The sequence below is a fragment of the Pedobacter sp. UYP1 genome (assembly GCF_040547305.1).
Taxonomy (GTDB): Bacteria; Bacteroidota; Bacteroidia; order Sphingobacteriales; family Sphingobacteriaceae; genus Pedobacter.
The window spans coordinates 132,603-145,219 of sequence record NZ_JBEPPL010000003.1; the positions used below are offsets into that span (position 1 = coordinate 132,603).

The 12,617-nt window shown below is 37.0% G+C and carries 10 protein-coding genes; 4 read left to right on the forward strand and 6 right to left on the reverse strand.

What is annotated here, in order from left to right:
* The first annotated feature begins 380 nt into the window (after positions 1-380).
* Positions 381-1,166, forward strand: a complete 786-nt coding sequence (locus ABIB30_RS08425; protein WP_354301015.1) for a sensor histidine kinase — start codon at positions 381-383, stop codon at positions 1,164-1,166.
* Positions 1,167-1,344: 178 nt separating this feature from the next.
* Positions 1,345-2,001 carry a response regulator gene (locus tag ABIB30_RS08430; RefSeq protein ID WP_354301017.1) on the forward strand — a complete coding sequence of 219 codons (657 nt, stop codon included), beginning with the start codon at positions 1,345-1,347 and terminating at the stop codon, positions 1,999-2,001.
* Between the two features lie 8 nt (positions 2,002-2,009).
* On the opposite strand, the gene ABIB30_RS08435 is transcribed toward ABIB30_RS08430, so the two are convergent.
* From ABIB30_RS08435 to ABIB30_RS08450, 4 genes are all read right to left on the reverse strand, one after another.
* On the reverse strand, positions 2,010-3,482 hold the full coding sequence (locus tag ABIB30_RS08435; RefSeq protein WP_354301020.1) for a TPM domain-containing protein: 1,473 nt from the start codon (positions 3,480-3,482) through the stop codon (positions 2,010-2,012).
* 40 nt (positions 3,483-3,522) lie between these two features.
* On the reverse strand, positions 3,523-3,714 hold the full coding sequence (locus ABIB30_RS08440) for a hypothetical protein (protein ID WP_354301022.1): 192 nt from the start codon (positions 3,712-3,714) through the stop codon (positions 3,523-3,525).
* A 170-nt stretch (positions 3,715-3,884) separates the two neighbouring features.
* Positions 3,885-5,396: a RagB/SusD family nutrient uptake outer membrane protein gene (locus ABIB30_RS08445; RefSeq protein WP_354301024.1), complete on the reverse strand. Its 1,512-nt coding sequence runs from the start codon at positions 5,394-5,396 to the stop codon at positions 3,885-3,887.
* A 15-nt stretch (positions 5,397-5,411) separates the two neighbouring features.
* On the reverse strand, positions 5,412-8,477 hold the full coding sequence (locus ABIB30_RS08450) for a SusC/RagA family TonB-linked outer membrane protein (protein WP_354301026.1): 3,066 nt from the start codon (positions 8,475-8,477) through the stop codon (positions 5,412-5,414).
* A 418-nt stretch (positions 8,478-8,895) separates the two neighbouring features.
* Between ABIB30_RS08450 and ABIB30_RS08455 the strand changes: the two genes are divergently transcribed.
* Both ABIB30_RS08455 and ABIB30_RS08460 read left to right on the forward strand, forming a co-directional pair.
* The gene (locus tag ABIB30_RS08455) at positions 8,896-10,791 is read left to right on the forward strand and encodes a hybrid sensor histidine kinase/response regulator transcription factor (RefSeq protein ID WP_354301028.1); all 1,896 of its coding nucleotides are present in this window, start codon (positions 8,896-8,898) and stop codon (positions 10,789-10,791) included.
* 133 nt (positions 10,792-10,924) lie between these two features.
* Positions 10,925-11,701, forward strand: coding sequence for a 3-keto-disaccharide hydrolase (locus ABIB30_RS08460; protein WP_354301030.1), 777 nt, complete (start codon positions 10,925-10,927; stop codon positions 11,699-11,701).
* A 58-nt stretch (positions 11,702-11,759) separates the two neighbouring features.
* Here ABIB30_RS08460 and ABIB30_RS08465 read toward each other — a convergent pair whose 3' ends face one another.
* Together ABIB30_RS08465 and ABIB30_RS08470 are read right to left on the reverse strand one after the other, a co-directional pair.
* Positions 11,760-11,984, reverse strand: coding sequence for a CDGSH iron-sulfur domain-containing protein (locus tag ABIB30_RS08465; RefSeq protein WP_068396593.1), 225 nt, complete (start codon positions 11,982-11,984; stop codon positions 11,760-11,762).
* Between the two features lie 160 nt (positions 11,985-12,144).
* Entirely contained in the window at positions 12,145-12,330 is a 186-nt protein-coding gene (locus tag ABIB30_RS08470; RefSeq protein ID WP_354301032.1) for a hypothetical protein, read from the reverse strand.
* Positions 12,331-12,617 lie beyond the last annotated feature (287 nt).

Below are 12,617 nucleotides of genomic sequence, written 5' to 3' on the forward strand. Positions count from 1 at the left end.
AGGAAATATCACCACAAACCTAGCCAGCTTTACAGCTGGTTAGGTTTGTTTATTTTAGTCTTCCTATTGGAATTGTTTACGAATCATTTTAGTAATTTTGCTTATAAAACAGCTGCTTTCATGTCTGTTGTTTTCGTTATTGCCAGCCTGTATTACTATGTGCTGATTCTAAAAGACGAACATTTTAGAAAGCTGGAGACCTACCCTCCTTTCTGGATAGTTAATGGTGTCCTGTTTTTCTATTTCGGCAGCACTGCATGTAACGTGTTTTTTGACTATCTTTTGCAAGAAAAAGCCCATTCACTGAGTTTATCTACAAGGTATGTTACTTTTAATATTCTGAATGTACTTTTATATAGTTGTTGGTCTTACGCTTTTATATGCAGATATCGTCAAAGGAATTAATTCTATTAATTGCCATAATCACATTTATCTTCCTGATTGCCCCCCTTTTCCTGATTATTTACATTTTTTTATACAATAAAAAGAAAGCAAAGCATCTTGAAGAAAAAGAAGTATTAAAGAAAGCATTTGAACTGGAATTATTAAAGAGCCAGGTAGAAGTGCAGGAACATATCCTGCAAACTATCGCAGCTGATCTGCATGATAATATCGGACAATTATTAAGTCTGACCAGTATGACGTTAAGCTCTATTAAAGCAGATCATTTAAGAGAGGAGAAGATTAATACTGCCGCGGAATTAACGCATCGTGCAATTAAAGAACTGCGACAGCTTTCAAAAAAAATGAACGGACAAGAACTCATCAAAAAGAGTCTTGGCCACGCTATTGCTTATGAACTGGACTGGCTCAAAAAAGGTCTGGCTTACGAAATCCTGTTCACTGACAATACCACGCATTCAATTTCAGTACATGCCAGCAAAGAGTTAATTATGTTCCGGCTGTTCCAGGAAATCCTGAGCAATATTATTAAACATGCGCAAGCTACCAGGATAAAAATCACCATCGATCAAACTAAAGATGTTTTATCTCTTTTTGTACAGGATAATGGAAAAGGTTTCATCCTGGAGGAAAAACTAAAAGCCAGCGATGGCTTAGGCCTGGCTAATCTTCAGAAAAGGACATTGATGATGGACGGGAATTTCACGATTAACTCCACTACAGGAGCCGGCACTGAAATCCACATTTCAATTCCCTATCAATAAATATCTTTAGAATTTACATTTAACTACTCCCGATTTTTCAGGTTGTCATTAAATAATAATTTAATGAGCTAAGAATTCTGCATTGTTTCATTAAAAAAAGACAAAAAACACTTTTAATTTATAAATTTAGGCCGTTTAATGAAGATCATTACTCAATAGATTTTTAAGAGCGCTCAAAATGGAAGAACAGAAAATAGCTATTGCAATTGTTGATGACCATACTTTATTTAGAAAAGGGATGGTTAGCCTTTTAGATGAATCAGATGAAATTAATATTCTGTTTGATGCCTCCAATGGGGTAGAAATGATCAGCATGCTTGCTCAGCACCAGCTTCCTCAAGTGATTCTCATGGATATTAACATGCCTCAAATGGATGGCTATGAGGCTACCAGGTGGCTTTCCAGTAACCATCCTCAAATTAAGGTCCTCGCCTTAAGTATGTATGATGATGACAAACCCATAATTGAAATGCTTAAAAGTGGTGCGGGAGGATACCTGTTAAAAGAGTCCAGGACCTCAGATCTGATTACAGCTATCAAAACTATAGCTGCACATGGCTACTTTATGAATAACCTTGTTTCAGGGAAATTAATCAGATCTTTACAGGAAAATAATAGTTCGTCAAAAAATCTGCTGCAGGAAATTTCTGCAAATGAGCGTAAGTTTTTAGAACATTGCTGTTCTGAATTCACTTATAAAGAAATTGCAGACAAGATGAACCTCAGCCCTCATACGATAGATAATTACCGGGAATCCCTTTTTCAGAAATTCGAGATAAAATCACGTACAGGACTTGTTTTATTTGCACTTCGCAATGAACTGATCAAATTATAGCAGGTTGCTTACCAACTTCCTCCAGCACCGCCGCCACCACTGCTCCCACCACCCCAACTACTACTGCTGCTGCTGCTGCTGCTGCTTGAGGAAGATGAACTGCTGCTGCCTGAATCAGATGAACGGGAATCATCACTTCTGGTCCGTACAGCAATAATAACCGATTTGATAAATTCCTCATATCCGCAATTTTCACAGATTTTAACCTCCTTGCCTTCACCTTCTTTAGTGTAAGTTGCTTTTTTTAGCGTGACTAGCCTTTCTTTACTTAAAGTTTTGGAATTACATGTTGGACAAACAGTAAAATCAGCAAAATTGCTCCCTGGATAATTAATTATTTTATGCTCAGCCTGGTCACTGCTCAGCCAAATATCATAATGATTGACCTCTAATTGCTCTTCTTTTAGCTGTCCTTTAGTCAAAAAGGTATTCGCATGAGCAGTTTGGTCTCTGTCAACTCTGCTCATCTCCCTATTCAGACTATCCAGTTGTGGTTTAAAACGACTGGCAGATTGCGTTCTGCGGTAAGCTTCGACAAGCATCACGATTAAAATTAGCGGAGAGGCAACCAGGTAGAAAATTGAAGATCGGTTTAACGCTTTCACAGCCTGGTTAAAATTCAGGTCATCCTGATGTGTTTTTCTTAAGACACTGATGGCATTCATATACCTGGCAAGAAGCATAATAGATAAAACGATATAAAGCACAAGAGGAATTATAGCCATATCCAAAGATTTGACCCAGCTATAACCAATCGTAAAACCGATAATAAAACCAGCAGCTACAAAAATCATAAATAACCCTCCGCATCCACAACCAATAGTTTTATCATAGGCATTAGTTTTGGCCGCAGCTTTGCTCTTGGAAATCTCAGGAGTCTTTTTCTTAATCCCAAGAAATACAGCAGTAAATAAACCAATAACCAGGACTGTACTGGCAATCGTCCACAACCACGTATTGCGCAGGCCAGAATCCGGAGGTAATAATTGACTGAGTTCCTTTTGATTTCCGGGCTGATTCAGGTAAGCAGCAATTGTAGTTAAAGCATTGACCACTCCTTTGCTGTAATCTCCTTCTTTAAAAGCAGGAATTAAAAAATGGTCTCCAATTCTTTTGAGTGCTGCATCAGGTAACAAGCCTTCCAGACCATATCCCGTAATAAAGCGATACTGTCTGCGATCAACAGCAATAAATAATAAAAGTCCGTTATTTGCTTTACTTTTCCCTATTCCCCATTTTCTGAAGAGTTGTAATGCAAAATCATATTCCTCCTGAGTTGTGTCAAAATCACTGACAACTACCACAGCCATTTCAACTTTTGTTCTTTGCTCCAGATCGGTAATTGTTCTATTCAGAGAATCAACACCAGCAGGACTTAAAATAATATCAGGATTACTGACATAACCGTTACCACTTGCTTTTGGATCAGGAACCTGAGCAATTGTATATTTGTTTTGCGCATATCCAGCTTGGATAAGCATTAAAAACAGGATAAAAAACAGAATACGGTACTTTTGCATTTTAATCATTGAAGTCTGACATTCTATTTCTTCCGCCAATAGTTACATATAATTCAGGTGAATTTCCTTTGATAAATTTGAGCTTACCGATCCGGTTTACTTTTGACAGATTCTGAGCGTTAGCAAACAAGCTCATACTTAATAATGAGGCCGTAATTAAGGTATGTGTGAGTTTTCTTGATTTTAAGATCATTACCAGCATATTTCTTTCTATGCTAAAGTAATTAAAAATCTATTAAATTCTGAAGAAGTAATAAGTCCTTGTTATTTTCTATTTATTTTGATTCCTGTATCCTTAAAAGCAAAAAAGGTTAATCTGCGTTACACAGATTAACCTTTTTTTTTCAATTGAATTAATTGCTATTAATATCCAGCATTCTGAACATAATTTGGATTCGATAATTGATTATCTGGTATAGGGAATACCAGATTTCTCGGATCATCAACTTGTTTTTCTTGCCATGGCGTTAAGAATTTACCAAAACGGATTAAATCTTGTCTTCTTACCCCTTCCCAGAAAAACTCACGTCCACGTTCATCCAGTAAATTATCCAGTGTTAAACTTCCCAAAGCAGTAGCCCCTCTGACAGTTCTTAATCCATTAACCACCGTTAAGGCAGGACCAGCTAAGCCCGTTCTCACCTGTGCTTCAGCTTTCATCAGCAGTACATCCGAATATCTGTAGTATACCCAGTCATTGTCTGCTTTTCCAGTTGAACCATAGATATAATCAATAGGATATTTGATAACACGGATACCTGCAACTTCCAGGTGGTTAGCGTCAGTTTCCACATTACTTACTTCTGGCGTGAAGATCAGGTTATTATTACGTCTGTCTTTAATTAATACACCCTTCTCATCTACTTGCTGACCGATCAAAAAGCCTACTTTAACACCAGAAACATTTGTGACTCCAGCATATGCACCACCAATACGTTGATCGGATGCCTCGAATTTCTTATAGAAATCAGACAAAGTTGAAAATCCATTGTTACCATTTGGCTTTTGATTATAATGCAAAGGCATTGTCCACATATCTCTCACCCCACCCGCATCAGAACCACCAATGTTTTGGGATGTGAATACATTTTCCTTGGAAATCACATCATTGTTCGGCGCAAAATTATCAAAATAGTTTTTCGCCAGCTGATATTTACCAGAGTTGATAATTTCATCAGCAAGCGTGATTACTTTTGCCATTTCAGCGGCGTCAAAAGTTGGTACCGCACGGTTTAAAAATGCTCCTTTATTCAAATAGCACTTCATCAATAACATCTTTGCCGCATCTTTATTTGCAAGATAGTTAGGCCCATCAGTAAGCGAAGGTATAATTGCAGTCAATTCTGCAATCAGGTAAGCAATTTCTTCCGGTGCTTTTCTAACCTTTGAAGGTAAGCTAACATCATCCCCTGGTTCACGGTAAGGAACTTGTCCCCAGCCATCCAGAATAGAAAATTGCGCAAACGCACGAAGAAATCTTGCTTCAGCAGCCTGTACTGGTGTAGGGTTATATAACAAGACATTTGTTGCGGCGTAACTCACGCCATTCAAATCTCTGAAGCTACTGGAAATACGGGTATGATCTGCTTCCCAGCGGTGTAAATGTAAAGCACGCCAGGCTCCATTATCATCCCAGTCACCTGCTCTGGTGGGCACAATAGCTTCATCTGAAGGAAATTCCTGCAGTGCCCAAAAACCGAACGGCCCCTGAAAAGGGTTACGCATAGCCTTATAACTTCCGTTTAACAAATCGGCAACGTTCCCGCTATTAATTCCGCCATTACCAATTTGTCCGTTTAATTTCTCATCTAATTTTGTACAGCCCGACAAGGATATCGTCAATGCCATAAAAGCGATTATATATTTATTTTTCATTTGAGTTATCATTAGTTAAAGAGAAAAGTTTACACCTAAATTGAACGTTCTTGACGTTGGATAAGGAATATATTCCACGCCTGCTGAAGGCACTCCATTTAAGCTTTTGTCAACATTTACCTCAGGATCAAAACCGGTATATTTAGTAATTACAAATAAGTTCTGTCCATTGATAAAAACGTTCATTCCTTTGATTGTTTTCCCAAGATTACCGATTGAATAGCCGATTGTAGCATTGGCCAATTTCAAATAACTACCATTTTCAATATATCTGGAAGAAGCCGCAATTGGATTTGCCAAAGACTCCTGAATAGAAGAATTCAATAGATTAGAGGCAATATTTCTACCGATTCCAAGATTAGAGATTGGTAATACTGAGTTGGCTGTATTGTTGTAAATCTTCTGACCTAATGATCCATTGAAATTTGCGCCGAATGTTAGTTTTTTATATCTCGCATTCAAGTTAAATCCAAGGATAACATTTGGATTCGGATTACCCAGATAATAAGATTTATAACCGTCTTCAGTATACTGAGATATACCAGCAGCATTTAATCCTTTATACTCTCTGGTTACCATGGCAAACAGCGGCAAACCGTCCTGAATCACCTCTAACGTAACATCACTCAATCCTTGTCCGCTGAGTGTACCTGTTTTAATGATACCGACAACGTTTTGCACTTTATTTTTAATAAAAGTAGCATTACCACCTACAGAGAAAGAAACGTCTTCTTTATCAATGATATTCGCGTTTAAAGTAAGCTCTATACCTTTATTTTTGATTTGCCCCGGTAAATTAATCCAGGTTACCGTTACGCCCGGATTCGCTGGCTGCAATGGAATTTGCGGAAACAAAAGATCAGTTGTTGTTTTATCAAAGTAATCCACTGATCCAGTAATCTTATTGTTAAAAAGGCCAAAATCAACACCAATATTCGTTTGTTTATCAGATTGCCATTTTAATTTTTTATTCTCATTATTTACCCCCACAAGTGATTGACTTGTTCCTGAATAAACAATATCATAACGTTGTTGAGCAGATCCTGACGGGAACTCCTGGTTACCGGTTTTACCATATCCAACTCTCAGTTTCAACTGGTTTAGCCAGGCAACATTGGTCATGAAACTTTCGTTCTTAATATTCCACGCTGCTGCAAATGAAGGGAAGTAGCCATAACGGTTATCAGAACCGAATTTAGTGGAACCATCTGCTCTGAAAGTTGCAGTTAATAAATACTTATTATCATAATTAAAAATCGCCCTTGCAAAATAGGATTGCAACTGATAAGTCGGATCATAATAAGAATTCGCCGTGCGGTTTGCAGGTGCAACAGCGTGGAAAATATCTGTATAATCGACATCTACGTCTCCAAATCCTTTTGCAGTCATATTCTGCCCTTTATTAATGTAGTTGGTAAACTCATAACCAACAATTGCATTCAGATTAAGCTTGCTTGCAATTTCTTTGTTAAAATTCAAAGTATTGGTAAACTGCTGCGTAATCAGTTCTGTATTGGAGTAACTAGCTACCCCACCAGTAAATGGAAGATTTGGTTTAACTCCTTCCAGATTTAAAAAGCTACGGGTAGAAGCTCTTCTGATCCCAGTACTATAATTTATACTCGCCAGCATTCTGAACTCTAACCAAGGCGTGATTTTATAATAAGGTGAGACACTTCCCAAAACCGTCGTTACTTTTGACTTATCATTTGAAGCCGCTAACATCACCATCGGGTTAATTGTGGTTGATGTTTGATCGATGAATAATGATCCATCAGGATTATACATCGAACGGGTAGGATTCCAGGATAAAGCTTGTCCTATTAAACTACCTGTAAAACCTGCATCCGTAGATATTGGGGGAAGATTTTCAATATATTGATTACTGATCATATTGACATCCAATCCTAATTTTTTGCTCTCCAGAAACTTGAAGTTTCCATTAAACGCGCCGCTATATTTTTTGAAATCACTCTTTCTGATAATACCTTGCTGATTTTGATAACCTAGAGAAGCACGGAAAACATTTCCATCACTACCACCACTAATTGCAACAGAATAGTTTTGGTTATAACCGGTACGGGTGATCGCTTTCATTGCATCCACATTATCGCCATAATCCAGACCAGTTAAGCCGTACTTATTTAAAGCATTACGAAATTCACCACCATCCAATGTCTTAAGGCTTCTTGCCAGCGTACTTACTCCTGCGGATGCACTTACATCAATTTTTGTTTCGCCACTTTTACCTCTCTTGGTCGTAATTAAAACGACACCATAAGCAGCTCTCGAACCATAAATCGCAGTCGCTGATGCATCTTTTAAAATTTCCATCGACTCGATGTCAGCAGGATTAATAAAGTTCAGTGGATTTCCAGCCGATGAAGTACCAGAAGCAGCCAATTTATTGTCTCCAGGAGCTGTAGCTGTTCCACCATTACCTGTTGGTCTGGCAGATCTTCCATCAAGTGCAACCCCATCAACAATATATAACGGTTGTCCAGAACCAGTTACGGCTGTATTTCCTCTGATTCTAACTGTAGAGGCACCACCTGGTTGTCCGCTATTGTTAATCATCTGAACACCTGCAACCTTACCCTGAATCAGTTGATCGGGAGCAATGAGTGGTCCTTTATTGAAATCTTTAGCAGAGATTGTAGTTGCAGCACCGGTTAAATCACTTTTCTTTACAGATCCATAACCAACGATAGTAACCGCATCCAGATCAGTACCTGAAGATAAAGTAATGTTAACCGTAGTGCGGTTATTGATCTCTACTGTTTGTGACTGAAGCCCAACATAGCTGAAAGTCAATGATTTTCCTGTTGCAGGAACATTGATTATGTACTTACCATCAGCACCTGTCATTGCTCTTACATTCGTACCAGTAACAGAGATGGTCACACCGATTAAAGTATTCTTTTCGTTATCTGACACCACACCCTTAACTACGGATTGGGCATACGAAGAGAAGTTAAAGCTGAGTAAAGCAAGACAACAGAAAATTGTTCTTTGCAGCAGCTGAGATTTGGGTTTATCTAAAAAGATAAACCACTTTTTTTGTAGTAAAAACTCGTTCATAATTATTTGGTTTAGTTATTAGTTGATAAGAAAGGCTTTCTGTTTTTTGATGTGTTTTTTAATTAGATAATGGACAATTCGATTTCACAATATTACCAGCCTTTCTATACCGGCTAGTCAAAGCAATATATGTGTAAATAAGCTCTCATGTTATTGATTCTGTATCAATTAAAACTAAAATCAATTTATCATCAAACAAATCACAAAATACTATTAAACAACACATTACAAAAATAAAATATTAATATATCTGCTAAAATATTTAAGCTTTTATTAATATATTTAGAAATTGTAACATTGTAGAGACGAATACAATAATGATAAAATCATAAATTATTACCAGACATAGTGTATTGAATACAGTATGACAAAAAAATTATATACCTTGTTATCAGCTTATCACTACCTACCCTAACCTATGCAAGCAGACCAAAAGAGAGGCATGCTTTTCATCACGATTTCAATACTGATGACCAGCACTTTCGTTTCCGGATGTTCTCCGGAAAAAATGACAAATAAGACTACCCTGATTAAGGAACCCATACAGCTTATACAACAAGACAGTTTGAACTTTCTGGTAACTGCGCTGATAGTTACAACTATATTCGCTTGTATCGCTTGTTATTTACTTTACCAAAACCACATAAAAAACAAACAATTAGAATTAAAAAACAAAGAAATCCTAAAACAACAGGAAGAACTCATTGCCCTGTCGACAACCACGCAGGCAACAGCAGAAGCAAAATTTAGTTTCTTTACACATATTTCTAATGCATTCCGGGTTCCACTTACTTTAATTCTCCTTCCGCTGGACGAAATGCTTGACCATAGAAATTCGCCGAATATCCCAAAACAACAATTGAATCTGATTCATAAAAATGTACAGCGTTTATTGTTGATGGTCAATCAACTTACAGATTTCAGAAAAATAGAATACGATAAAATGAAGCTTGATTTGACCTGCCAGGATTTTGTTGCCTTCTCCAGAGATATTATTTCTTCATTTAAAGCACTTGCTTTAAGAAAAAACATAGAATTAAAACTATCCAGCTCTGATAAGGAAATTATGGTCTGGTTTGACAAAAATATGTTTGATAAGGTGTTATTTAATCTATTGTCTAACGCTATTAAGTTTAGTCCTGAAAATGGGAAAATTCAAATCAGGATAAAAAATGATCCGGCTGCCCAAAACGTAGAAATCGCCGTATCAGACAAAGGTAATGGAATGAATGAAGAAGAGATCAGACACGTATTTGAACTATTTTATCAGGCAGACAAAGGTAATTTCTTTGGCTCTGGCCTTGGCCTTTCTCTCTCTAAAGAAATTACTGAATTACATCAGGGTATTATAGATATTCAAAGTAAAAAAGGATATGGAACTACATTCTACATCAAACTTCCTTTAAAACAACAGTACAACATTCCTGAAACATCAGTTATAAGCAGTGATTTCACCGTAAATACCGATCAATTAAGCCAGTATACTGTAGGTATTCTGCCAGATAACTTACCAGAGCAAGTCTTTTCTGAACAAGATGGCTACTTAAATGAAGAAACTTTGCTCATTATTGAAGAGAATGAAGAGCTGCTTGACTATTTAAAAAACAGTTTCAAAGAAGAATATGAAGTATTGACTGCAAGCAGTAATTCTGTAGGGCTAAAGTTAGCCTATGAGATGATTCCAGACCTTATTATTACAGATATAACTTTGAATGAGCAATCTACGCTGCAAATCACACCTGCGCTAAAAAATGACGACAGAACATCTCATATACCCATTATCATATTAACAGCAAATGGGGATGAAGCACATAAAATCAGTGAACTTAAACAAATGGCAGATCTTTATATGACTAAGCCCTTCAATTTCATACTACTTAGAGAAAGCGTAAAAAGTCTGCTTTGGAATAGAAAATTAATCAAAAGAAAATTCGGGAATGAAAGCCCTGCAACACAACAAACAACTTCATTAAGCAAGCCGGATAAGAAATTCATGCATGATTTCACCAATGTGATTGAACAAAATATCGCTAATGATAAATTTAATGTAGACGACATTGCCAGCGCCCTCGGAATCTCAAGAATTCAACTATACAGGAAAACAAGAGTACTCCTGGATTGCACAATCAATGATTATATTCTAAACCGGAGGCTCAAAAAAGCTAAATATCTTTTGATCAATGAAGACCTCTCTATTTCCGAAATCACGTACCAGGTTGGATTTTCCTCCCCCACTTATTTTTCTACAGTCTTCAAATCAAAATACAATTGCACGCCCTCATCCTATAAAAAGCAAATAAGTGTGGATACCTGAATAGGTTTTCCGAAAATAAAAAACAGGTGAAATTTATCAAGCAACAACTTCGTGATGAAACAGCTAATCAGCATTAATTTCTTATATTGATCCATCAAAAATAAACCTTAAAAGAAAACTAAATCGTTATAACATGTATCTACAAAAAGTAATTATTGCCTCAGCACTGATCGCCGGAATAGGGTTTGCAACAGCAAATGCCCAAGCTAAACATGAGGATACAGAATTTTACACACCCGTACCAAAGAAAGTGACTCCGGGGAAAACAATAAATGCAGCTCCCTCTGATGCTGTAGTTTTATTTGACGGCAAAAACCTTGATTCCTGGGTGATGACTGATGACCGGACGCAACCTGCACAATGGACAGTGGCGAATGGCCAGTTAACCGTTAATAAAAAAGCCGGTAATATTGAAACCAAACAATCCTTTGGTAATTATCAATTACATATCGAGTGGCAGGTACCAAAAAATGTTACAGGAACAGGACAACTTCGCGGCAATAGCGGTCTTTTTCTGGCTTCTATGGGTAAAGGCGATTTAGGATATGAGCTTCAGATTCTGGACTCATATGACAATAACACTTATACCAATGGTATGGCAGGAAGTATTTATAAACAGACTACCCCACTGGTTAACCCTTCCCTAAAACCAGGAGATTGGCAAACTTATGATGTAATTTGGACTGCACCGACCTTTAAAGCAGACAGTACCGTAAATACACCAGCAAAAGTAACTGTCTTATATAATGGTGTCTTAGTTCAGAATAACTTTGAATTAAAAGGACCAACTCAATACGTTGGTGAAGCATCTTATAAAAAAGCGCACGGTCCGCTACCGGTTAAATTACAAGCCCATGGGGACAAAAGTGAACCAGTAAGCTACCGTAATATCTGGATCAGAGAACTTTAAATCAAATCATTAACAAAAAAGCCGCTTTCAATTTAATGAAAGCGGCTTTTTAAATTTCTTAAACTTTCTTAGGAGGAAGATCAAATGCAATAGCCTCATGCTCAAAATGGCCGTTATGTGCACCATCACAGAAAGGTTTATTTTTTGACAGTCCACAACGGCAAATTGAAAGTACTTCTCTGCCCTGCAGCCCATACACATTTCCACTTCTGTCAACGATTTCAAAATCGCCTTCGATCTTTACAGACCCATTATTATTGATTGTAAGTTTTGTCTTCGACATCTATTTGTTTGTTTGCCACAAAAGTAGAAGTCTGAATGGAAAGCCGGAAATATCATTTCTATTTAGAAACATTATCCAATAAAAAAGGAGCCCCTGTTTGAAACTCCCTTTCTCCGCACCGATTAGCGAGAACCTATATTTAGATTTTAAACAGCGATAGCTACAAAATCAAAAGTCTTGGATTGATTTTCTTTTGCATACTTGACGGCAAAGATCTCTTGATATTACTGGTGTTTTTAAAGGAAACTGGTGCACTATGTCCTTGATTTTGCAATTGATCTCCAATAAAAAGACCTCCCTCGTTAATTTTGCCGCTCGTACTTTGAATTTTAATTTGATCTTTCATAATAATGGTGATTTGTCAACTAATGAACAACGGTTGTGCCATAAAGTTTACTCAAAAAAATAAATTTTACACTAAATCGTTTATATGACAAAAAAGAGTCAAACTTATTTTTACAATCACTCTTTTTAAAGATTTTGTTTAATTTTATATCATCATGAACAAGGAGAAAAAGGACTCAAAAAAGGACATCTTCCTAAAATGGATTCGAAGAGTCGGCATATGGGGATTCCTGTTCTTTCTGGTGAAAGGACTGATCTGGCTGGCTGTTGGTTATTGGGTCGTCAAAT

What these genes read in the sequence shown, in the direction of transcription:
- ABIB30_RS08425 (WP_354301015.1), top strand. Translation starts at nt 381, where the DNA reads ATGCAGATATCGTCAAAGGAATTAATTCTATTAATTGCCATAATCACA.
- ABIB30_RS08430 (WP_354301017.1), top strand. Translation starts at nt 1,345, where the DNA reads ATGGAAGAACAGAAAATAGCTATTGCAATTGTTGATGACCATACTTTA.
- ABIB30_RS08435 (WP_354301020.1), bottom strand. Translation starts at nt 3,482, where the DNA reads ATGCTTATCCAAGCTGGATATGCGCAAAACAAATATACAATTGCTCAG.
- ABIB30_RS08440 (WP_354301022.1), bottom strand. Translation starts at nt 3,714, where the DNA reads ATGATCTTAAAATCAAGAAAACTCACACATACCTTAATTACGGCCTCA.
- ABIB30_RS08445 (WP_354301024.1), bottom strand. Translation starts at nt 5,396, where the DNA reads ATGAAAAATAAATATATAATCGCTTTTATGGCATTGACGATATCCTTG.
- ABIB30_RS08450 (WP_354301026.1), bottom strand. Translation starts at nt 8,477, where the DNA reads ATGAACGAGTTTTTACTACAAAAAAAGTGGTTTATCTTTTTAGATAAA.
- ABIB30_RS08455 (WP_354301028.1), top strand. Translation starts at nt 8,896, where the DNA reads ATGCAAGCAGACCAAAAGAGAGGCATGCTTTTCATCACGATTTCAATA.
- ABIB30_RS08460 (WP_354301030.1), top strand. Translation starts at nt 10,925, where the DNA reads ATGTATCTACAAAAAGTAATTATTGCCTCAGCACTGATCGCCGGAATA.
- ABIB30_RS08465 (WP_068396593.1), bottom strand. Translation starts at nt 11,984, where the DNA reads ATGTCGAAGACAAAACTTACAATCAATAATAATGGGTCTGTAAAGATC.
- ABIB30_RS08470 (WP_354301032.1), bottom strand. Translation starts at nt 12,330, where the DNA reads ATGAAAGATCAAATTAAAATTCAAAGTACGAGCGGCAAAATTAACGAG.